Annotated in this window: 17 protein-coding genes; 8 read left to right on the top strand and 9 right to left on the bottom strand. The window is 68.6% G+C overall.

From position 1 onward, the window contains the following. Window positions 1–24: 24 nt before the first annotated feature. From gabT to AC1DO7_RS00165, 6 genes are all read right to left on the bottom strand, one after another. Window positions 25–1,287: a 4-aminobutyrate--2-oxoglutarate transaminase gene (gene gabT / locus AC1DO7_RS00190; RefSeq protein ID WP_477115654.1), complete on the bottom strand. Its 1,263-nt coding sequence runs from the start codon at window positions 1,285–1,287 to the stop codon at window positions 25–27. A 53-nt stretch (window positions 1,288–1,340) separates the two neighbouring features. Further along, window positions 1,341–3,005, bottom strand: coding sequence for an ABC transporter ATP-binding protein (locus AC1DO7_RS00185; protein WP_441650086.1), 1,665 nt, complete (start codon window positions 3,003–3,005; stop codon window positions 1,341–1,343). 8 nt (window positions 3,006–3,013) lie between these two features. After that, a complete protein-coding gene (locus AC1DO7_RS00180; protein WP_477115653.1) occupies window positions 3,014–3,853 on the bottom strand; it encodes an ABC transporter permease in 840 nt (279 codons plus the stop codon). Continuing rightward, window positions 3,850–4,854 (bottom strand): ABC transporter permease, encoded by a 1,005-nt coding sequence (locus tag AC1DO7_RS00175; RefSeq protein ID WP_441617238.1) that lies wholly within the window; start codon window positions 4,852–4,854, stop codon window positions 3,850–3,852. Before AC1DO7_RS00175 ends, AC1DO7_RS00180 begins: the two co-directional genes overlap by 4 nt. 142 nt (window positions 4,855–4,996) lie before the next feature. Next, window positions 4,997–6,613, bottom strand: a complete 1,617-nt coding sequence (locus tag AC1DO7_RS00170) for an ABC transporter substrate-binding protein (RefSeq protein WP_441650084.1) — start codon at window positions 6,611–6,613, stop codon at window positions 4,997–4,999. A 229-nt stretch (window positions 6,614–6,842) separates the two neighbouring features. Then, window positions 6,843–8,186, bottom strand: coding sequence for an ArgE/DapE family deacylase (locus AC1DO7_RS00165; RefSeq protein ID WP_441650083.1), 1,344 nt, complete (start codon window positions 8,184–8,186; stop codon window positions 6,843–6,845). 176 nt (window positions 8,187–8,362) lie between these two features. On the opposite strand from AC1DO7_RS00165, the gene pdxR reads away from it, so the two are divergent. The 3 genes from pdxR to AC1DO7_RS00150 all read left to right on the top strand — a co-directional run bounded on the left by pdxR (window position 8,363) and on the right by AC1DO7_RS00150 (window position 12,605). Next, the gene (gene pdxR, locus AC1DO7_RS00160; RefSeq protein ID WP_441650082.1) at window positions 8,363–9,961 is read left to right on the top strand and encodes a MocR-like pyridoxine biosynthesis transcription factor PdxR; all 1,599 of its coding nucleotides are present in this window, start codon (window positions 8,363–8,365) and stop codon (window positions 9,959–9,961) included. 403 nt (window positions 9,962–10,364) lie between these two features. After that, window positions 10,365–11,078: an alpha/beta hydrolase family protein gene (locus tag AC1DO7_RS00155; RefSeq protein ID WP_441650081.1), complete on the top strand. Its 714-nt coding sequence runs from the start codon at window positions 10,365–10,367 to the stop codon at window positions 11,076–11,078. A 105-nt stretch (window positions 11,079–11,183) separates the two neighbouring features. Beyond that, window positions 11,184–12,605, top strand: coding sequence for an FAD-binding oxidoreductase (locus tag AC1DO7_RS00150; protein ID WP_441650080.1), 1,422 nt, complete (start codon window positions 11,184–11,186; stop codon window positions 12,603–12,605). Between the two features lie 33 nt (window positions 12,606–12,638). Here AC1DO7_RS00150 and eutC read toward each other — a convergent pair whose 3' ends face one another. Together eutC and AC1DO7_RS00140 are read right to left on the bottom strand one after the other, a co-directional pair. After that, window positions 12,639–13,427 carry an ethanolamine ammonia-lyase subunit EutC gene (gene eutC / locus AC1DO7_RS00145; RefSeq protein WP_477115652.1) on the bottom strand — a complete coding sequence of 263 codons (789 nt, stop codon included), beginning with the start codon at window positions 13,425–13,427 and terminating at the stop codon, window positions 12,639–12,641. Window positions 13,428–13,492: 65 nt separating this feature from the next. Next, a complete protein-coding gene (locus AC1DO7_RS00140; RefSeq protein ID WP_441650306.1) occupies window positions 13,493–14,875 on the bottom strand; it encodes an ethanolamine ammonia-lyase subunit EutB in 1,383 nt (460 codons plus the stop codon). A 529-nt stretch (window positions 14,876–15,404) separates the two neighbouring features. Between AC1DO7_RS00140 and AC1DO7_RS00135 the strand changes: the two genes are divergently transcribed. After that, window positions 15,405–16,442 (top strand): AI-2E family transporter, encoded by a 1,038-nt coding sequence (locus AC1DO7_RS00135; RefSeq protein WP_441650307.1) that lies wholly within the window; start codon window positions 15,405–15,407, stop codon window positions 16,440–16,442. Between the two features lie 50 nt (window positions 16,443–16,492). Here the strand turns inward: AC1DO7_RS00135 and AC1DO7_RS00130 are convergent, their stop codons facing one another. Next, window positions 16,493–17,185: a FadR/GntR family transcriptional regulator gene (locus AC1DO7_RS00130; RefSeq protein WP_441650308.1), complete on the bottom strand. Its 693-nt coding sequence runs from the start codon at window positions 17,183–17,185 to the stop codon at window positions 16,493–16,495. 167 nt (window positions 17,186–17,352) lie between these two features. Here AC1DO7_RS00130 and AC1DO7_RS00125 point away from each other — a divergent pair, with 167 nt between their 5' ends. The 4 genes from AC1DO7_RS00125 to AC1DO7_RS00110 all read left to right on the top strand — a co-directional run bounded on the left by AC1DO7_RS00125 (window position 17,353) and on the right by AC1DO7_RS00110 (window position 22,253). Beyond that, window positions 17,353–18,147 (top strand): (Fe-S)-binding protein, encoded by a 795-nt coding sequence (locus AC1DO7_RS00125; protein ID WP_441650309.1) that lies wholly within the window; start codon window positions 17,353–17,355, stop codon window positions 18,145–18,147. After that, on the top strand, window positions 18,144–18,857 hold the full coding sequence (locus tag AC1DO7_RS00120; protein ID WP_477115651.1) for a LutC/YkgG family protein: 714 nt from the start codon (window positions 18,144–18,146) through the stop codon (window positions 18,855–18,857). Before AC1DO7_RS00125 ends, AC1DO7_RS00120 begins: the two co-directional genes overlap by 4 nt. Continuing rightward, a complete protein-coding gene (locus AC1DO7_RS00115) occupies window positions 18,854–20,344 on the top strand; it encodes a LutB/LldF family L-lactate oxidation iron-sulfur protein (RefSeq protein WP_441650310.1) in 1,491 nt (496 codons plus the stop codon). The genes AC1DO7_RS00120 and AC1DO7_RS00115 overlap by 4 nt, the downstream gene beginning before the upstream one ends. Window positions 20,345–20,528: 184 nt before the next feature. Next, on the top strand, window positions 20,529–22,253 hold the full coding sequence (locus AC1DO7_RS00110; protein ID WP_441650311.1) for a lactate permease LctP family transporter: 1,725 nt from the start codon (window positions 20,529–20,531) through the stop codon (window positions 22,251–22,253). The last annotated feature ends 149 nt before the right edge of the window (window positions 22,254–22,402 follow it).

Here is a 22,402-nt window from a genome sequence, read left to right as displayed (position 1 = left end):
TTGGTGTTGGCCCGCGTGCGATGCTCAGCGCGTGAGCACGTCGGCCAGGATGTCCAGCCCTTCGTCCATCACCGCGTCCTGGATCGTGAGCGGGAACAGGAAGCGGATCACGTTGCCGTACACGCCGCACGACAGCAGCAGCAGGCCCTGCTCCAGCGCGCGGTTCTGCACTTCGCGCGTGAACTCGGCGTCGGGGCTGCCGTCGGCCTTGCGGAATTCCACGGCCACCATCGCGCCCAGGCCGCGCACTTCCGCGATCTGCGGCACGCGCGGCTTCAGGCCTTCCAGCCGCTCGACCAGGCGCTGGCCGAGCGCGGCGCCGCGCGGGATCAGTTGCTCGCCTTCGAGCACGTCCAGCACSGCCAGCGCGGASGCCACCGCCAGCGGRTTGCCGGCATAGGTRCCGCCCAGSCCGCCGGGSGCSGGCGCGTCCATSAYCTCGGCSCGGCCGCAMACGGCCGACARSGGCATGCCGCCRGCCAGGCTCTTGGCCATGGTGGTSAGGTCSGGCRCCGCCTCRTAGTGCTCCATGGCGAASAGSYKGCCGGTGCGGCCRAAGCCGGTCTGCACCTCGTCGGCRAYCARCAGGATGCCGTGCTCGTCGCAGACCGCGCGCAGCGCCTTGACGAAGGCCGGCGGCGCCACGTTGAAACCACCCTCGCCCTGCACCGGCTCGAAGATGATGGCGGCCACGCGCTTGGGATCGACGTCGGCCTTGAACAGGTGCTGCAGCGCCTTGAGCGAATCTTCCACCGACACGCCATGCAGGGCGCATGGATACGGCGCGTGGAAAACCTCGCCCGGGAACGGGCCGAATCCCACCTTGTACGGCACCACCTTGCCGGTCAGCGCCATGCCCATCATGGTGCGGCCGTGGAAGCCGCCCGAGAAGGCGATCACGCCGGGCCGGCCGGTGGCGGCGCGGGCGATCTTGATGGCGTTCTCCACGGCTTCCGCGCCGGTGGTGAAGAAAGCGGTCTTCTTGGCCGAGCGGCCGGGCGCGCGCGCGTTGATCTTCTCGGCCAGCTCGATGTAGCTGGCATACGGCACGATCTGGTAGGCCGTGTGCGTAAAGCGATCGAGCTGGCGCCGCACGGCATCGACCAGGCGCGGATGGCGGTGGCCCGTGTTGAGCACGGCGATGCCGGCGGCGAAGTCGATATAGCGCTTGCCCTCCACATCCCAGATCTCCGAGTTCTCGGCGCGCTCGGCGTAGAAATTGCACATCACGCCCACGCCACGCGGGGTGGCGGCGTCCTTGCGGCGGACCAGTTCGGCGTTCTTCATCTGTTGTTGCTCCATCTTGGTATGGGTTGTGCTGCTGTCTGGATGGCGCGCGCTCAGGCGGCGGCGCGGATCAGGGTCGGGTCCCATTCCTTGCCGGGGACCGCGGCAATCAGGCGCTGCGTGTATTCGTGGCGCGGCGCGTCGAAAATCTGGTCRGGCGGGCCGGACTCCACCACCCGCCCCTTGTGCATCACCATCACGTGGTGGCAGATCTGCGCGGCCACGCGCAGGTCGTGGGTGATGAAGATCAGCCCGATGTTCAGCCGCTTCTGCAGGTCGGCCAGCAATTGCAGCACCTGCGCCTGCACCGAGACGTCGAGCGCGGAGACCGATTCGTCGGCCACCAGCAGCTTGGGCTCCAGCGCGAGCGCGCGCGCGATGCCGATGCGCTGGCGCTGCCCGCCGGAGAACTGGTTGGGGTAGCGGTCGAACGCGGACGGCTCCAGCCCCACCAGCTGCAGCAGTTCGCGCGCGCGCGCCTGTGCCTTTGCCAGCGGCACGCCGTTGGCGACCGGGCCGTCGGTGATGATGCGGCCCACCGTGTGGCGCGGGTTGAGCGAGGCGAAGGGGTCCTGGAAGATCATCTGCACGTCGCTGCGCAGCGGGCGGAACTGCCGCTCCGACAGTCGCGCGATGTCCTGCCCGTCGAACAGCAGCTCGCCCCCGTCGATGCCGGTCAGCTTGAGCAGGCATTTGCCGATGGTGGACTTGCCCGAGCCGGACTCGCCGACGATCCCGAGCGTCTGCCCGCGGCGCACGCTGAAGCTCACACCGTCCACGGCGTTGACCACGCGCTTCTTGCTGAATAGCCCGCCGCCGGAGACATAGGTCTTGCGCAGGTCGCGCACTTCCAGCACGGTCTCGGCCGCGTCCGCCCGACGCTCCTTGGCGCGCCCGTGCGGCACCGCGCTGATCAGGCGGCGCGTGTAAGGATGCTGCGGGTGGTTGAGCACCTGCTGCGCCGGGCCCATCTCCACCAGCACGCCTTTTTCCATCACCGCCACGCGGTCGGCGATCTCCGCCACCACGCCGAAGTCGTGCGTGACGAACATCACGCCCATGCCCTTCTCGGCCTGGATGCGCTTGATCAGCGCCAGGATCTGCGCCTGCGTGGTGACGTCCAGCGCGGTGGTCGGCTCGTCGGCGATCAGCAGCGCGGGTTCGAGCGCGAGCGCCATGGCGATCACCACGCGCTGGCGCTGCCCGCCCGACAGGCGGAAGGGATAGCTGTGCGTCAGCGTGGCGGGGTCGGGCAGGCCGACGAACTCCAGCAGTTCCAGCACGCGGCGGTTGCGCGCCTCGCCGGGATAGGCGCCGTGCACGCGCATCACCTCGGCGATCTGCTCGCCCACCGTCATCACAGGGTTGAGCGCCGACAGCGGCTCCTGGAACACCATGGCCATGTCCTTGCCGCGCATCGACAGCAGGGTGTCTTCATCCAGCGCCAGCAGGTCGCGGCCCCGGAACAGGATCTGCCCGCCCTGCGGCTTCAGGTAGGGCGGCAGCAGGCCCATGATGGCGTTGGCGCTCATCGACTTGCCCGAACCGGACTCGCCGACGATGCACAGGATCTCGCCGGCGTGCAGGTCGTAGCTCACGTCCTTGACCGCGTGCGCGCGGTCGCCGCCGGCGGGCAGCGCGATGGTGAGGTCGCGCACGGACAGCAGCGGCGCGGTGTTCTGCGGGGATTTCTGGTCTGGTGCTTGCATGAACGGCATCCTTTGACTTACTCGCCGCGGCGGCGGAGTTGGGGATTCATGGCGTCGTTCAGCCCTTCGCCAATCAGGTTGATGGACAGCACCGTGAGCAGGATCGCCAYGCCCGGCCACACGCTCATCCACCAGGCTTCGCGGATCATGGTGCGGGCCGCGCCGATCATGAAGCCCCAGCTCATCATGTTGCGGTCGCCCAGGCCCAGGAAGGACAGCGCCGACTCGGTCAGGATCGCCGTGGCCACCATGAAAGAGGCGGACACGATGATGGGCGACATGGCGTTGGGCAGGATCTGGGTGACGATGATGCGCAGCGGCTTCTGCCCGATCACCACCGCCGCCTGCACGAACTCGCGCTGCTTCAGCGTGAGGAACTCGCCGCGCACCAGGCGCGCCACCGGCGGCCACGACACCACCGAGATGGCCGCCACGATGGAGTAGATGGTGGGATTGAAGATCGCCACGATCACCACCGCCATGGCCAGTTGCGGGATGGTCTGGAAGAACTCGGTGAAACGCATCAGCGCGTCGTCGATGCGGCCGCCGCAATAGCCGGCCACCGAGCCGATCAGGATGCCGAACCCCAGCGCCACGCCGGTGGAGATCACGCCCACCAGCAGCGACACGCGCGCGCCGTACAGCATGCCGGCGGTGATGTCGCGGCCGAGCATGTCGGTGCCGAAGGGATAGGCCGCGTCAGCGAACGGGCGCACCAGYGGCTCGCCCACCATCAGCCAGGGCGATTCCTCGTACAGCACCGGCGCCAGCAGCGCCACCGCCACCACGGCCAGCAGCACCAGCAGGCCGATCACCGCGCCGTAGTTGCGCGCATAACGTCGTGCGAAGGCTTTCATGCCGTGGCTCCCTTGCCGCCCACCGCGATGCGGGGGTCGATGAAGCGGTAGACGATGTCCGTCACCAGGTTGAAGAACACCACCAGCGCCGAGGTGACGAAGAAAATGCCCAGCAGCAACTGGTAGTCCCGCTGCAGCAGCGCGTCGAACATCAGGCGGCCGATGCCGGGCCACGAGAACACGGTCTCGGTCAGCACCGCGCCGCCGGCCATCTGGCCAAGCTGGATGCCGGCGAAGGTGATCACCGGCAGCAGCGCGTTGCGCAGCACGTGCACGCGGATCACGCGCCCGGCCGGCACGCCCTTGGCGCGCGCGGTCTTGACGAAGTCCATGCCCATCACTTCCAGCATCGAAGCACGCGTGAGGCGCACATACACCGCCATGAAGAAGCAGCCCAGCGAGATGGTGGGCAGGATCATGTGCAGCGCCACGTCCTGCACGCGCGCCAGGCCCGTGTAGCCCGCGCCGATGGTTTCCATGCCGAAGGCGGGCAGCCACCCCAGCACCACCGAGAACAGGATGATTGCCATCAGCGACAGCCAGAACAGCGGCGTGGCGTACAGGAGCAGCGCACCGGACATCACCGCGCTGTCGATCCAGCGGCGCTTGTTCTCGTAGCGCGTGCGCGCCGAGATCACGCCCAGCAGCACGCCAAGCACGAGCGAGAACAGGAACGCGCCGCTCATCAGCACGAAGGTAGCGGGCAGGCGGTCCAGGATCAGGTCCAGCACCGGCAGGTGGTTGCGGTAGGAGTAGCCCAGGTCGAGCCTGGCCACGCCCTTGAGATAGATGCCGAGCTGGGTCAGCACCGGCTGGTCCAGCCCGAACTGCTCGCGCAGCTGGTTGACGAAGGCGGCGTCGCCGGCCCCGGCCTCGCCCGCCATGACGGTGGCCGGGTCGCCGGGCGCCATGCGGATCAGGAAGAAGTTGATGATGACCACGCCAAGGACGACCACCAGGGCCTTCCACAGGCGGGACAACAGGAAAGAGAGAAAATTCACGGCATGCTCCACGCGGGCAAGGACTGGGCCCGGGCGCCATCGCGCCCACATTGCGGCGTCACCCCGCCAGCGCGGGCATGACCGGGGGGCGAGCCCGGATTCGCGCAGAACCCGGGACCGCCCCGCCATACGACTCGACGACTCAGTTCTTCTCGATGGAAACGTTGTCGAACGACTCGTTCAGCCCGATCGCGGTGGTCACGAGGTTCCTGACGTTCTTGCGGTACAGCGTGGGGAACTCCAGCTCGAACAGGTTGCCGGCGGCCACCTCGGTCACCAGGATCTTCTGCACTTCGCTGTACAGCTTCTGGCGCTCGCCCGCGTCCAGCGCCACGCCGGCCTGGGCCCACAGCGTGTCGGCCTGCGCGTTGCTATAGCCCTGCACGTTGGCGAACGGCGTGCCCTTGACGATGTTCCTGGTCACGTAGAGCCGTTCCACGCCCAGCGCCGGATCGCCGTACTGGTAGGTGTAGGTGGCGGTCAGGTCGAAGTCCCAGTTGCTGACGCGCGCAGACCACGTGCCGGCATCGGCCGACTCGATGCTGACCTTGAAGCCGAGCTGCTCGAGCATCTGCTTCATGTACTCGTCGAGGCGGTCCCAGTTGGCGCCGTAGGAGGTCGACAGGATCTTGACCGGGTACTGGCCGACGTTGACGCCCGACTCCTTGATGAGGTCGCGCGCCTTCTTCAGGTTGAAGTCGTAGGCGGGCATGTTCTTGTCGAAGAACAGCGTGGCCGAGGCGAACGGGCTCACCGCCGGCTTGCCCATGCCGAAGAAGATGTTGTCCACGATCATCTTGCGGTTGAGCGCGTGCATCACCGCCTGGCGCACCTTGACGTTGTTGAACGGCGGCTTGCGCTCGTTCATCAGCAGGCTCGACATCGGCGAGAACATCTCCCAGCCCTTGGTGGTGTATTCCACGTTGGGCAGCGCGCGCAGGCGCTTGACGTCCACGTTGTCGACGTCGCCGCCACGCAGCACCTGCACGTCGCCCTTCTCGAAGGCCACCGCGCGCGAAGCCGAATCGGGGATCACGTAGAACACCAGCTCGTCCAGGTAGGGCTTGCCTTTCTTCCAGTAGTTCGGGTTCTTGGCCAGCTTGATGTAGGCGCCCTTCTTCCATTCCTTGAACATGAAGGGGCCGGTGCCCACCGGCTTCTGGTTGGCCGGGTTGCTGCGGTAGTCAGTGCCGTCGTAGATGTGCTTGGGCATCATCGGCATGGTGCCGGTCTCGAACATGGAGATGAACGGCGGGAACGGTTCCTTGAGCTTGATCTCCACGGTGCTGTCGTTCACCGCGCGGATCGAGTCCACGTACTTGTTGAGCACCGCGCGCGTGCGCACATGCACCTCGCGCAGCATCTTGTCGATCGAGAACACCACGTCGGCCGAGCCGAAGGGCTTGCCGTCATGCCACTTCACGCCCTGCTGCAGCTCGAAGGTGTAGGTCAGGCCGTCCGCCGAGATCTTCCACGACTTGGCCAGCTCGGCGCGCGGCTTGAGGTCCGGGCCATAGGTCAGCAGGCCCTGGTAGATCTTGCCGGCGATGTACTGGGTGGGTGCCTGCGAGTTCAGCGCGCTCACCAGGATCGGCGGCTCGGGCTGGACGATGCCGGACAAGGTGCCGCCCGCGGTCTGCGCGACGGCGTTGCCCGCCGGCAGCAGGACCGGCGCCAGCGCCAGGCCGGCGCTGGCCAGCGCCATCGACACCAGGCTTTTGCCAAAGCTCTTTTTCAGGTGTTGGGTGAAGGATTTCATCGGTCAGTTTCCTGTGGTAGTGATCGTGCTCTGCGGATACGGAAGGTACGAAGGACGCGTTGCTGCGACTGCCGTGACTACGACTTTCATTGGCTACTTATCTTTGCCCGACGGTGCAGGGCGGTGGCTTCAAAGCGAAGCGAAGGGGCGCGGCCGCAGGCAGTACAAGCAGAACAAGCGGTACCTGCCGTGCCGCGCAACGACGCCAGGATCTCTTTGAAGCGACCTCTCAGGCAGGTTCGATGCCGCACCAGTCGTGCATGAACTGCGCGAGCGTGGTGGCCACGCGCACCATGCTCTCGATGGAAACCGACTCGTCGATGCCGTGGATATTYCGGGCCTGCGGGCCGTAGCAGGTCACCGGCGTCTCCAGCATCAGGCGGAAATGGCGTGCGTCCGTGGTGGCGGTAGTGGCCTCGCGCCGCACCGCCTCGCCGTTGACCTTGCGGTGCGCTTCGGCCAGCGCCTGCATGCTGGGCACGTCGAGGTCGAACTCGCAGCCCGGGGCATGAAAGCCTTCGTAGCGGATATGGAGCTGCAGGTTGCCGGCCAGGCGCGCCAGCGTGCCGCGCACGCAGGCTTCCACGCGCGCCTTGGCGTCGGCCACGTCCATGCTCGGGTAGAAGCCGATGCGCACGCCCAGCGTGCAGGTGCAGGGCACCGACGAATTCCATTCGCCGCCGTGGATCTGGCCGAGGTTGAAGTTGATCGGGTGCGCGTGGTCGCGGTACACGGCCGGGCGGTTTTCGGGCAGGTTCCACTCGGCCTCGAGCTTGCGCAGGTCCGCCATCACTTCGATGCCGGCCTCGACCGGGTTCACGCCGCTGGTCATGTAGGCGGCATGCGCGGGGTGGCCTGTCAGCTCCACGAACATCCAGAACACGCCCATCTGCGCGCTCATCAGGTTTTCGCCCAGCGGCTCGGGAATCACCACCGCGTCGAAGGCGGCCAGCTTGCCCGCGCCCACCGCGCTGCGCAGGGCCGCGACCGTGGCCAGCGCGCCGTTGCCGGTGTTTTCCTCTTCCAGCACGGAGTTGAAGCCGACCGCGCCGGCCGGCTGCACGCCGAGGTCCTTGAGCGCCTTGAACGCGGCCAGCGTGCAGATGATGCCGGCCTTCATGTCGCCCGCGCCGCGGCCGAACAGCCAGCCGTCCTCGACGAACGGCGCGAACGGCGACTGGCGCCACATCGATTCGGGGCCGGTCGGCACCACGTCGAGGTGGCCGTTGAACAGCACCGAGCGCCCGCCCTTCGCGACCGGCCGGTGCGTGGCGAGCAGGTTGTAGCGGCCGCCGTCCGGGCAACATGGCGGAGAGAACAGCGGCAGGTCCTTGAGCGCTTCGCTGCGCAGGTAGATGCGCTCGGACCCCAGGCCGAGTTCGCGCAGCGCGCCTTCCATGAAGGCCACGGCCGGCTGTTCCTGCCCCGACGGGCTCGGCGCGGCCACGAAGTCCGACAGCGTGCGCACCATGTACGGCTCGAGCGCGCGCACGGCGGCAGCGATATCGTCGGTGGTCAGCGCGGGAAGATCGGGCGTGGCGGACATCGCGGCACTGCCGGCGGTACGTTGCATGGTGGCTCCACTGACTGGTCCGGGGTGCGCAAGGGGGCGCGTCCGGAGGGGGATCGAATCAGCCGAATCGGCAAGACGTCGCTGGAAAAACGACGAACCCAACAAGATGTGTGGAAAGTTAGCCGATCATTGGTACCATAGGTAGGTCCATATATCGCTTTTTAGCCGGGGCCACTTTGAAAGAGACGATTCTGTCCGAGCTGCTGCTGCAGCGTATGGAGCGGCCCGCAAATGGTGCGGATGACAAGAACGGCACGCACATGAACCGCCAGCTGTACGAGATCATTCGCCAGGAAATCCTTGCTGGCTCGCTGGTTGCGGGCAGCAAGCTGCCGGCGTCGCGGCTCCTGTCGAAGGAAGTCGGCGTCTCTCGCAACACGGTGCTGTACGCCTATGAACAGCTGCTGGCCGAAGGCTATGTCACGGCATCGAGCGGAAGTGGCACCTTTGTGTCACAGAGTTTTCCCGACCATAGTGCATTGCACAACGGCAGGGCGCGAAATGGCACCATCGCCGTGCCCGCACCGCAGCAAAACCCGAACCGTTTCGCCTTGTCGCGCCGCGGCCAGCACCTGGTGTCGCATTCCGGTGCATCGGACCGGCAATGGGGCGCGTTTGTCGCGGGCGTGCCCGATGTCTCGTTGTTTCCGCACGCGGTCTGGGCACGCCTGCTCAACAAGCACTGGCGCGCGCCGAAGCCGGAACTGCTGACCTACGCGCACAACGGTGGCTATATGCCGCTGCGCCGCGTGCTGGCCGAGCACCTGCGGCTGGTGCGCTCGGTGCGCTGCGAGCCCGAGCAGATCATCCTGACCACCGGGATCCACCAGGCCATCGACCTGATCGCGCGGCTGCTCGGCGATCCCGGCGACAAGGCGTGGATGGAGGATCCCGGCTACTGGGGCACGCGCAGCCTGCTCACCAGCGCCGGCATCGAGACCATCCCGGTGCCGGTGGACAGCGAGGGCATCGCCCCGGACGCGGCCACGCTGCAGAACCCGCCGCGCTTCATCTTCGCCACGCCGTCGCACCAGTATCCGCTAGGCATGGTGATGAGCCTGTCGCGCCGGCGCATGCTGCTCGAATACGCGCGCCAGCGCGGCGCGTGGATCGTGGAGGACGACTACGACAGCGAGTTCCGTTTCGAGGGCCGGCCGCTGGCTTCGCTGCAGGGCCTGGACGAGCACGACCGCGTGATCTACATGGGCACGTTCTCCAAGACGCTGTTCCCGGGGCTGCGCATGGGCTTCATGGTGCTGCCCAAGCCGCTGGCGCCGCATTTCGCCACCGGGCTGTCGGAACTGTTCCGCGAGGGCCAGCTGATGCAGCAGGCGGTGCTGGCCGACTTCATCGAGGAAGGCCACTACGCCACCCACATCCGCCGCGTGCGCCAGCGCTACGCGCAGCGCCAGGGCCTGCTGCGCGAGGCGATCGCCGCGCGGCTCGGCGCGGACTGGCCCACCTCCACGCACGAGGCCGGCCTGCACCTGGTGGTCCACCTGCCGCCCGGCGCCGACGATCTCGGCATCAGCATGGCGGCGCGCACGCAGGGCCTGACCACGCGGCCGCTGTCGCGCTACTTCGCCGATCCCGCGCGAGCGACCAGCCAGGGCCTGCTGCTGGGCTATGCCTGCGTGCCGGACGACCAGATCGCACCGGCCTTCCACAAGCTCGCCGAAGTGATCGAGCCCGCGCTGGAACACCTGGCGCGCACCCGGTCGCCACGGCGCGCGCCGGCCGCGGCCATCAATCGCGAGGCGTGGAGCGGCGCGTAAGCGCGCGCTGCCTGCGCCGACCGCGCGGCCATGCCGCGCAATGCAATCCATAGCAATCCATAGCAATCCATATCCGGAGAGGCCGGCATGAACGCCAAGGAAGACTACGCCCTGTTCGACGCGGGCACCGTGCGGCTGCAATCGGGCCGGGACTTTCCCGGCATGCGACTGGCCTACAAGACCTACGGCACGCTCAACGCCCGCAAGGACAACGTGATCGTCTACCCGACCTCGTTCAGCGCGCAGCACTACGATACCGAGTGGCTGGCCGCGCCGGGCGGCGTGCTCGACACCGATCGCTACTTCGTCATCATCCCCAACCTGTTCGGCAACGGCTTGTCGTCGTCGCCGTCGAACTCGCCGCAGTTCGCGCCGGGCACGTTCCCCGCAGTCACTTATCACGATGCCGTGGCCGTGCAGCGCACGGCTGCTGCAGGAAGTGTTCGGCATCGAGCGCATCGCGCTGGTGTACGGCTGGTCGATGGGCGGCATGCAGGCCTACCACTGGGGCGCCTGCCACGCCGACATGGCCGGGCGCATCGCGGTGGTGTGCGGCAGCGCGCGCTGCTCGCCGTTCAACCAGGTCTTCCTCGAAGGCGTGCGCGCCGCGCTTACGGCCGACCCCGCCTTCCGCGACGGGCACTTCGCCGCGCCGCCTCGCGCGGGCTACCGCGCCATGGGCCGCGTGTACGCGGGATGGGCCCTGTCGCACGCGTTCTACCGCGACGAACTGTGGCGCGCGGCAGGCTTCGAATCGCTCGAGGCGTTCCTCGCCGGCACCTGGGACAGCAACTTCGCGCGCCGCGACGCCAACGACCTGCTTGCCCAGCTGTGGACATGGCAGCACGGCGACATCAGCCGCTGCGACGCCTTCGGCGGCGACCTGGACCGCTCGCTGGCCGCCATCCGCGCCGACGTGCTGCTCATGCCCGGCCGCACCGATGCGTACTTCCAGGCGCAGGACAACGCGGCGGAATTGCCCCGGCTCACCGGCGCGCGCACGGCCGCGCTGCGCCCGATCCCGTCCGACTACGGGCATCGTGCCGGCAACCCGCACAATATCCCGGCGGACCGAGCCTTCCTGCGCGAAACGATCGCCGCCTTCCTGGCGGCGTAGGCCGCGAACCACGCCATGGCGCCATCGTCACGGCGCCGAATGGCCCTTAACGCCAGGGCCGCCTTCGCCTAGCATGGGCACCTTCCTCCTCCGCACGCACCGCATATGGCAAGCACCGCTCCCAACGCCTCTTCCTTGCTGGCCGAACTCGCCACGCGGCTCGACGCCGCGGGCCTGCAGACCGGCGACGCCATCGAGACGCGCTTTCGCAAGGACTGGTACGCACCGCTCGGCGCGGTCGCCCCGCTGGCCGTGGTCCGCCCGCGCAACAGCGCCGAAGTGTCCGCCGTGCTCGCGCTGTGCAACCGCATGCGCCAGCCCGTGGTGCCGCAGGGCGGCCTCACCGGCCTGGCCGGCGCGGCCACGCCGGCAGGCGGCGAAGTCGTGCTGTCGCTCGAGCGCATGCGCGGCGTGGAAGAGATCGACACCCAGGCCGGCACCATGACCGTGATGGCCGGCACCACGCTGCAGGCGGCGCAGGAGGCCGCGCGCGCGGCCGGCTGGCTGCTGGCGGTGGACCTGGGGGCGCGCGGCAGCTGCCAGATCGGCGGCAATATCGCCACCAACGCGGGCGGCAACCGCGTGATCCGCTACGGCATGATGCGCGACCAGGTACTGGGGCTGGAAGCCGTGCTGGCCGACGGCACCGTGGTGTCTTCGCTCAACAAGATGCAGAAGAACAATGCCGGCTACGACGTGCGCCAGCTCTTCATTGGCAGCGAAGGCACGCTGGGCGTGATCACGCGCGCCGTGCTGCGCCTGGCCCCGCTGCCGGCCGCCACGCAGACCGCGCTGTGCGCGCTGTCCGGCTACGACGACGTGGTGCGCATGCTGCGCCATGCCCAGCGCAAGCTCTCGGGCCGCCTCAGCGCGTTCGAAGTGATGTGGGCCGATTTCTACGGCCTAGTCACCACGCGCGTGCCCGGCGTGCGCGCGCCGCTGCCGGCGGGCCATCCCTTCTACGTGCTGCTCGACCTGCAAGGCAACGACGCCGCGCAGGACGCGCCCGCCTTCGAAGGCATGCTGGAATCCGCGATGGAAGCCGGCCTGATCCAGGACGCGGCGGTGGCATCCAGCCACAAGGAAGCGCAGAGCTTCTGGCAACTGCGCGACGCGGTGGCCGAATTCCCGGTGATGTGGGCGCCCAACGCCGCCTTCGACGTCAGCCTGCCGATCGGCGGCATCGGCGCCTTCGCCGATGCGCTGCGCGTGCGCGTGCTGGCCACCTGGCCCGATGCCGAGCTGGTCAACTTCGGCCATGTAGGCGACAGCAACCTGCACGTCAGCGTGCATTTGCCCGGCGCCACCGACGCGGACTTCCCTGAACACGAGATCTCCGATGCGGTATACGGCGTGGTGCAGGCGTTCCAGGGCAGCATCTCGGCCGAGCACGGCATCGGCTTGCACAAGAAGCCCTACCTGCATTGCTCGCGCTCGCCCGAGGAGCTGGCGCTGATGCGCCTGCTCAAGCGCTCGCTGGACCCGAACCATATCCTTAGTCCGGGGCGGGTGTTCGATCCGGGTTGAGTGCGTCGCGGCTGCGGCGGCATGTGCGCCGCTTCATTCGGATGTCGGCAAGGCAGCCGATTCCGGTCCCGTCACGAACGCCGCGCCGCTGTCGTCCTTCAGGTCCACCCCGCTGCGCCCCAGCGCCAGCGCGCCGCGCAGCAGGAAGGCGAGCTTGTCCGCCGCCTGCGCATAGGGCAGCCCTTCGGGCCGCACGTTGGAGATGCAGTTGCGCTCGGCGTCGCTGCGGCCCGTGCGCGGGTCGTAGGTCAGGTAGATACCGAGGCTGTCCGGCGAGCTGAGCCCGGGCCGCTCGCCGATCAGCATCACCACCTGGCGCGCGCCGAGCAGCTGGCCGGCCTCGTCGCCCAGCGCCACGCGCGCCTGCTCGGCCACCACCACGGGGCCGATGCGCCAGCCGGGCAGGCGCTCGCGCGCGGCCAGCAGCAGCGGCACGCCGTGGCGCCCGGCCGCCAGCGCGGAGAGGCCATCGGCGATCACGAAGACCACGTCGGGCACCTCGGCGGGGCGCGCCTGCGCCAGCCGTGCGCGGCTTTCGTCGTCGAGCTGGCGGCCGAGGTCGGGCCGGCGCAGATAGTGCTGGCGGTCCGCGGCGGCGCTGTGCGCGGGCACGCTGGCCAAGCCGGCCTGGTGCAGCGCGCGCTCGATGTCGGCGCGCGCCAGCGGCAGGTGCACGGCGTCGYGCGCCTGGGCATGAGCCAGGCCAAAGGCGAGCACGGTGTCGGTGGTCTGGCTGTTGCCGGCGCGGCCCAGCGCGATGCGCGCGGCGGTGAACTGGCGCAGGCGCTGCCACGGATTGGGCTGGGTCAGTTTGCGGCTCATGGCTGGATCATGGCTGGATCATGGCTGACAGATGGCTGGCTTGTGAGGGGCTTGAGGGACCGCGCTCACAGGGCGTGCGCGAGCTGCAGCAGCGGCTGGCGCTCGGCCAGCTCCAGCAGGCGGCCGTCCTCGCCGAGGATGCCCATGCGCTGCAGCCAGTCCTCGAACTCGGGCGCGGGCCGCAGGCCCAGCGTGTCGCGCAGGTAGAGCGCGTCGTGGAAGGAGGTGCTCTGGTAGTTCAGCATGATGTCGTCGGCGCCGGGCACGCCCATGATGAAGTTGATGCCGGCCACGCCGAACAGCGTCAGCAACGTGTCCATGTCGTCCTGGTCGGCCTCGGCGTGGTTGGTGTAGCAGACATCGCACCCCATCGGCACGCCGAGCAGCTTGCCGCAGAAGTGGTCCTCCAGCCCGGCGCGGATGATCTGCTTGCCATCGTAGAGATACTCGGGGCCGATAAAGCCCACCACGGTATTGACCAGCAGCGGCGAGAACGCGCGCGCCACCGCGTAGGCGCGCGCTTCCATGGTCTGCTGGTCCACGCCGTGGTGCGCGTTGGCSGAGAGCGCGCTGCCCTGGCCGGTCTCGAAGTACATCACGTTGTTGCCCACGGTGCCGCGCGCCAGGCTTTGCGCGGCGTCRTGCGCTTCGGCCAGCAACGCCAGGCTGACGCCGAAGCCGGCATTGGCGCGCTCGCTGCCCGCCACCGACTGGAACACCAGGTCCACCGGCGCGCCCTGCTCGATGGCGCGCACGGTGTTGGTGACGTGGGTCAGCACGCACGATTGCGTGGGCACGTCATAGCGGCAGCGCAGGTCGTCGACCAGGCGCAGCAGGGTGACGATGGCGCCGAGGTTGTCGGTGGCCGGGTTGATGCCGATGGTGGCGTCGCCGCAGCCGTACAGCAGGCCGTCGATCATCGAGGCGGCGATGCCCTTGGGGTCGTCGGTGGGATGGTTGGGCTGCAGCCGCACGGAGAGCCGGCCGGGCAGGCCGATGGTGTTGCGAAAGCGCGTGACCACGCGACACTTGCGCGCCACCGCCACCAGGTCCTGGTTGCGCATGAGCTTGCTCACCGCCGCGGCCATCTCGGGCGTGATGCCCGGCGCCACGCGCGCGAGGGTGGCGGCATCGGTCTGGTGCAGCAGCAGCCAGTTGCGCAGGTCGCCCACGGTCAGCCCGGCGATCTCGCGGAAGGCGGCGCGGTCATGGCGGTCGACGATCAGGCGCGTGACTTCGTCCTCCTCGTAGGGGACCAGGGCTTCCTGCAGGAACCGCGTCAGCGGCAACTCGGCCAGCGCCATGCGCGCGGCCATGCGTTCTTCCTCGCTGGCGGCGGCCAGGCCGGCCAGGTAGTCGCCCGAGCGCGCCGGACTGGCCTTGGCAAGCAAGGTCTTGAGATCGCCGAACAGGTAGCGGCGCGAAGCGACGGTGTGGGTGTAGGCCATGATCGGGTCTCAGTCGGTTGCCGGCGTGGCAGGGGCGCTGCCGGCCAGGTCGCCATGCGCCAGCTGGAACCGCACGCGCCGCTGGCAATGCGCATAGCCCACGATATCAAGTCCCATGAGCACAATATATACGCCTGTCGCGGCAAGCTTGGGGTCGAGCCCCGGGAACTGCACATTGCGACGGGCGCCGATGGAATGGACCTCGCAACGCCCAAGATTGGCCCAGGATTGACCCAAGATTGACGCAGGATTGCCTGGCGTACCCAAATCTTCGTCATGAGCGCCACCTCCGGCACCCTGCCGCCAGCCACGTCGACGAACACGCCGCCAACTGTCGCGCCGGAACCCGGCCTGCGACCGGCTCTCGCCCGCCGGCCCTGCCGATCCGCATCGGAAGCGGACCAGTTTGCCTCCCGCGCGCGAGCGCGCTTGCCTTGGCCGCCCGCCGGACCGACAATCGAGCGCCGTACCATCCACAGATGGCCGGCCGCCCGGATCGCGCGGCCCGGCCGTCCATGCAGGAGACTCGATGAACCAACCCGATCCGCCACGCCTGCCCCGCCTGCCTGAAGCAGCGTGGCTGAACGTTGGCACGGTCGCCTATGTCCTGAGCGCCCTGGCGCTCTGGATGGTGATGCAGGCCAACCTGGTCGCGGCGCTGCTCGCCGGGCTGTTGCTGTATTCGCTGGTGGACGTGCTGGCCCCCAGGCTGGTAGGCCTGCACCAGAAGCACGACGCGCTGGCGGTGGCGATCCTGTCCGCCGTCACGCTGCTTGGACTGACGCTCGGCGGATGGGCGCTGATACGCTTCGTCGGCGGCGACGCCAACCGGCTCGATACCTTGCTGATCCGCGCCGCCGACATCATCGACCAATCGCGTGCGCAGCTGCCGGGCTGGGTCAACGATGCCCTGCCGCGCGGCGTGGATGAACTGGCCAACACGCTGATTGCCTGGCTGCGCGAGCATGCACAGATGGCGCAGAAGTTCGGCGCGGAGGTGCTGCGCACGCTGGCGCATATCCTGATCGGCCTGGTGATCGGCGCCATGGTGGCGCTGTACCGCGCCATCGCCAAGCCAAACCGCCGGCCACTGGCCACCGCGCTGGTGGAGCGCGCGCGCAACCTGCAGCGGGCCTTCGCGCAGTTCATCTTTGCCCAGATACAGATCTCGCTGATCAACACCGTGCTCACCGCGGTCTACCTGCTGGTGGTGCTGCCGCTGTGTGGCGTGCACCTGCCGCTGACCAAGACGCTGGTGGCGCTGACCTTCCTGGTGGGGCTGCTGCCGGTGCTGGGCAACCTGATCTCGAACGCGGGCATCGTGGTGGCGTCGCTGTCGATCTCGCTGCCGATCGCGATCGCCTCGCTGGTCTACCTGGTGGTGATCCACAAGCTCGAGTACTTCCTCAATGCGCGCATCATCGGCGCGCGCATCAACGCCGCCGCATGGGAACTGCTGACCGTGATGCTGCTGATGGAATCGGTCTACGGTATCGCCGGCGTGGTCGCCGGGCCGATCTTCTATGCCTATCTCAAGCGGGAGCTGGCGGCCAAGGGGCTGATCTGAGGCGGGGGAGGTAGGACCAATCCGGGTGCCTGGCGCCCGGCGCCCCTCACTTAGTTCCCCTCCTGTTCGTCCATCCCGCCCTCCTGCTCCACCCGGCTGCGCACGAAATCGATATGTGTCTGCATGGCCGTGCGCGCCTCTTCGGGGCGCCGCGCGAGGATGGCCTCGCACAGCGTGCGGTGCTGCAGCAGCAGTAGCGCCGAGGCGTCCTCGGCCTGGACGCGCAGGCCGGTGCCGTTGATGGTGATGTGCTCGCGCAGCATGCCGATCACGCTGGTGTGCAGGTGCAGGAACATGGTGTTGTGCGAGGCCTGGGCAATGGCCTCGTGCAGCTTGGCGTCGGCTTCGGCCTCGGCGGTCTTGTCGTCCTGCTCGCGCGAGGTTTCGAGCGCGCGCAGCAGGCCGCGGATGCGCTTGAGGTCACCGCTGTCGGCGCGCATCGCGGCGAAATACGCGGTGGCCCCTTCCAGCACGCGGCGGAACTCCAGGATATCGTCGCGCAGCACCGGGTGGTCCGCCACCAGCTGGCGCCACGGCGAGGCAATGCCCGCGCGCAGCTGCTCGGTGACGAACACGCCTGCGCCCTGCCGGCTCTGCAGCAGCCCGCGCGCGGCCAGCCGCTGGATCGCCTCGCGGATGGTATTGCGGGCCACGCCATATTGCTCCGCCAGCGCCCGTTCGGCCGGCAGCCTCGTGCCGGCCGGCCAGGTGCCGTCGAGCAGCGCCGTTTCCAGTTTGCGCATCACCTGTTCCACGCGCCCGCGTGTCTGCATGCCCCCAGCCATTGCCCGCTCCGTCGCCATCCCCGCCTGGCTGGTCCAACCAATTTGAACTGCCGAGCGTCTCGCGGAATTATGCGCCAAACACCGGCGGACCTGACAGCCAGGTATCCGTCCCCACGGAGCGAGACATGAATCCAAGGCGCTACCCCCCTGCCCCGGCGCAGGCCTACCTGTTCGCCACCTGCCTGGTCGACCTGTTCGTGCCGCAAGCCGGCCTGGACGCGGTGCGGCTGCTCGAGCGCGAAGGCCTGACCGTGCACTTCCCGCGCGGCCAGAGCTGCTGCGGCCAGCCGGCCTACAGCAGCGGCAACCCGGAGCAGGCGCGCAAGGTGGCGCTGGCGCAGCTCGACCTGTTCGCCCAGCCCTGGCCGGTGGTCGTGCCGTCGGGCTCGTGCGCGGGCATGATGCGCCACCACTGGCCCCAGCTGTTCGCCGACGACCCGGTGGCCGGGCCCAAGGCGCGCGAGCTGGCCGAGCGCGTCTACGAGCTGAGCGAGTTCCTGCTGCACGTGCTCAAGGTCAGCTTCGACACCGCCGCGCCCGCGCAAGCGGAGGAAACCGTGGTGCTGCATACCTCATGCGCGGCACGTCGAGAAATGGGTACGCGCCAGCATGGCGTGGCCCTGGTCGACGCCCTGCCCGGCGTCACGCGCGTCGAGCATGTGCGCGAATCCGAGTGCTGCGGCTTCGGTGGCACTTTCTCGCTCAAGCATCCCGATATCTCCGGCGCCATGGTGCAGGACAAGATCGCCTCGGCCTGCGCCACCGGTTGCGACCGCCTGGTTTCCGCCGACTGCGGCTGCCTGCTCAATATCGGCCACGCGGCGCGCCACCAGGGCGCGCCGCTGCCGGTAGAGCACCTGGCCAGTTTCTTGTGGCGGCGCACCGGCGGCAAGGCCGACGGCAACGGGGGACAAGCATGAGCGCGCTGACTTCACGCGAGCGCATGCTGGGCCGCCTGCGGGCAGCCGCGCCGGCTGCCCCTGCCGACGACGTCGCCACGCTGGACGCGCGCATCGATGCGCACTTCGACGACCGCCGCGCGGCGGCGCAGGCCACCGCCCGGGACCACGTGCAGGCCATGCAGGCGGCGCTGACCGCCTCCCACGCGCAGGTCTGGTGCGCCGGTAGCGAAGACTGGCCCGCGCAGCTCGCCGACAAGCTCGCCGCCGCCGGCGTGCGCCGGCTGCTGCTGGATCCCGCCGGCGCGCAAGGCGCGGCGCTGGCGCGCGCGCTGCCCGGCAGCGTGTCCACGCTGGCCTACGACCGCCCCATCGAAGCCTGGAAGGCGGAATTGTTCGATACCGTGGACGCGGGCTTTACCGTGGCGCGCTCCGGCATCGCCGCCACCGGCACGCTGATCCTGGCGCCGGACGCGCACACGCCGCGCAYGGTCTCGCTGGTGCCGCCGCTGCATGTGGCGCTGGTGTACGCCGATACGCTGCACGCGGACCTGCACGCCGCCGCGCGCGCCGAGCGCTGGCGCGACGGCATGCCGACCAACCTGGTGCTGGTGTCCGGCCCGTCCAAGACCTCGGACATCCAGCAAACGCTGGCCTACGGCGCGCACGGCCCGCGCGAGCTGTGGGTGATCATCGTGACGCGCGGCGCTGCCAACGGAGCCACGCAATGAGCACGCCTGCCACGCCCACCTCGCCCACCCCGCGCAACGCCGCCAGCCCCCTGCATTTCGTGCCGGCGGCCGACTTCAAGGCGCGCACGCGCGCCGCGCTGGACGACCCCAAGCTGCGCAGCAGCTTCCGCGGCGCCATGGACTTCCTRCAGTCCAAGCGCGCCGTGCAGTTCCCCGACGGCGACGAACTCGAGCGCCTGCGCGACCTCGGCGAGGCGATCCGCCAGCACGCGCTGGCGCGCCTGCCGGACCTGCTGGTGCAGCTCGAAGACAAGCTCACCGCGGCCGGCGTGCAGGTGCACTGGGCCGAGACCGCGGAGCAGGCCAACGCCATCGTCCACGGCATCGCGCAGGCACACCGCGCGCGCCGCGTGATCAAGGGCAAGTCGATGGCCAGCGAGGAAATGGAGCTGAACCATTACCTGGCCGAGCGCGGCATCGACTGCATCGAGTCCGACATGGGCGAGTACATCGTGCAGCTGGCCGGCGAAAAGCCGTCGCATATCGTGATGCCGGCCATCCACAAGACGCGCGGCGACATCGCCGCGCTGTTCGAGCAGCATATTCCCGGCACGCCCTATACCGAAGACGTCGACGAACTGATCCAGACCGGACGGCGCGCGCTACGCCAGGAATTCGTCAATGCCGACATCGGCCTGTCCGGCGTGAACTTCGCCGCGGCCGACACCGGCACGCTGTGGCTGGTGGAAAACGAGGGCAACGGCCGCCTTTCCACCACCGTGCCGGACGTGCATATCGCCATCATGGGCATGGAAAAGGTGGTGGCCAGGCTCGAGCACATCGTGCCGCTGGCCAGCCTGCTGACGCGCTCGGCCACCGGCCAGGCCATCACCACCTACTTCAACCTGATCTCGGGCCCGCGCAACGAAAGCCGCGGCGAGCGCGACGGCCCGCGCGAGGTGCACCTGGTGCTGCTCGACAACGGCCGCAGCCAGGCCTATGCCGACGAGCAGCTGCGCGCCACGCTGCAATGCATCCGCTGCGGCGCGTGCATGAACCACTGCCCGGTGTACACGCGCATCGGCGGCCACGCCTACGGCACCACTTACCCGGGACCGATCGGCAAGATCATCTCGCCGCACTTGCTGGGGCTCGAGGCCACCGCGGACCTGGCCACCGCGTCGAGCCTGTGCGGCGCCTGCGGCGAGGTGTGCCCGGTGCGCATCCCGATCCCGCAGTTGCTGATCCGCCTGCGTACCGAGGCCAACCGCGACCCGCAAGAGCAAGTCGCGCATCCGCTGCGCGGCCAGGGCGCGAAGTTCAGCCGCAGCGAACACCTGGTGTGGCGTTTCTGGAGCGGCGCCTTCGCGCATCCGCTGACCTACCGCGTGTTCCGCTGGGCGGCGACGCGCCTGCGCGCCTTCGCACCCTCGCGCCAGCTCGGCTGGACCAGGCACCGCGCGCCGCTGACGCCGGCGCCGCGCAGCCTGTCCGACCTGCTGCGCGAGCGGGGGCAGGCGGAGTAATACGCGTCCGCCGATCGCGGGCGCGGTAGCCCCCCTTTCCCGCTGCGTGGAAAAGGGGAGCAAGCCACGGGCGACAAGGCAGTTCCCCCGGCACGCAAGACCACAAGAACGCAAGCACATAAGCACGCAAGAAGGCGCCCCCTTCCCAGTTCATTCAAACGCATCCATCGGAGGAGACCCGACCATGCAACCCTGGACCCAGATCTATACGCCGCTAGGCAGCTTGTGGCTGTCGGCGCTCGCGGCGGCGCTGCCCATCCTGTTCTTTTTCCTCGCGCTCGCGGTGCTGCGCATGAAGGGCCATATGGCCGCCGCCATCACGCTGGCGCTGGCGCTGGGCGTGGCCGTGTTCGCCTACGGCATGCCGGTGCCGCAGGCGCTGGCCTCGGCCGGCTTCGGCTTTGCCTACGGACTGTGGCCGATCGCGTGGATCATCGTGACCGCGGTGTTCCTCTACAAGATCGTGGTGAAGACCGGGCAGTTCGACATCATCCGCGCCTCCGTGCTGGCCATCACCGATGACCAGCGCCTGCAGATGCTGCTGATCGGCTTTGCCTTCGGCGCCTTCCTGGAAGGCGCGGCGGGCTTCGGCGCGCCGGTGGCGATCACCGCCGCGCTGCTGGTCGGGCTTGGCTTCAACCCGCTCTACGCGGCGGGCCTGTGCCTGATCGCCAATACCGCGCCGGTGGCCTTCGGCGCCATGGGCATCCCCATCATCGTAGCGGGCCAGGTGACCGGCATCGACGCCATGCACATCGGCGCCATGGCGGGCCGGCAGCTGCCGCTGCTGTCGCTGGCCGTGCCGTTCTGGCTGGTCTTCATCATGGACGGCAAGCGCGGCGTGAAGGAAACCTGGCCGGCGGCCCTGGTGACCGGCGCCAGCTTCTCGGTGACGCAGTACTTCACCTCCAACCACATCGGGCCCGAACTGCCGGACATCACCTCGGCACTGGTGAGCCTGGTCTCGCTGACGCTGTTCCTGAAGGTATGGCAGCCGCGCAGCGCCAGYCAGCGCGCCGCCGGCGCCGTGGCGGCAGGCGGCGGCACTGCCGCGCTGGCCCGCATGGGTGGCGGACTGGCCGCGGGCGGGGGCTTGCGCAAGAGCGCCGGCGACGAACGCCGCGCATCGCCCTACAGCACGGCGCAGACCATCCGCGCGTGGGCGCCGTTCGGCATCCTGACGGCCATCGTCACGGTGTGGAGCCTGCCGTCGTTCAAGGCGCTGTTCGCCGGCAACGGCGTACTGGCCGCAACGGTGCTGAAGTTCAAGGTACCCGCGCTGGACCAGCTGGTCATCAAGGCCGCGCCCATCGTGGCGCAGCCCAAGGCCTACGAGGCCGTGCTGAAGCTCGACCTGCTCTCCGCCGTGGGCACCGCCATCCTGCTGACCGCGCTGATCTCGGCAGTGCTGCTGCGCATGAAGCCGCGCGATGCGCTGGTCACCTTCGGCGAGACCGTGGCGGAATTGCGCCGCCCGATCCTGTCGATCGGGCTGGTGCTGGCCTTTGCCTTCGTCGCCAACTATTCGGGCATGTCGTCGACGCTGGCGTTGCTGCTGGCCGGCACCGGCGGCGCCTTCCCGTTCTTCTCGCCCTTCCTGGGCTGGCTGGGGGTGTTCCTGACCGGTTCGGATACCTCGTCCAACGCGCTGTTCTGCTCCTTGCAGAGCACCACCGCGCACCAGATCGGCGTGTCCGACACGCTGCTGGTGGCGGCCAACACCACGGGCGGCGTGACCGGCAAGATGATCTCGCCGCAATCGATCGCGGTGGCCTGCGCGGCGACCGGGCTGGTGGGCAAGGAGTCGGAGTTGTTCCGCTTCACGGTCAAGCACAGCCTGCTGTTCGCGGTGATCGTGGGGGTCATCACAATGCTGCAGGCTTATGTTTTGACGGGGATGGTGCCGTAGTTAATATATTTTAATTATTGATTTCAAAGTCAAATTCAAATTCTTTAAATCAAAGTCAAAGTCAAAGGCTTTGACTTTAATATTTCGACTTTGAAGTCAAGGCTTTAACCCTTCAAGGCCTTTGACCTTGAAGGTAATAAATCCCCAAC

It is taken from the genome of Cupriavidus sp. 05N40 (assembly GCF_056397305.1).
Note: the sequence above shows the minus strand (reverse complement) of the source record. Positions and strands in the feature narration are given on the sequence as shown.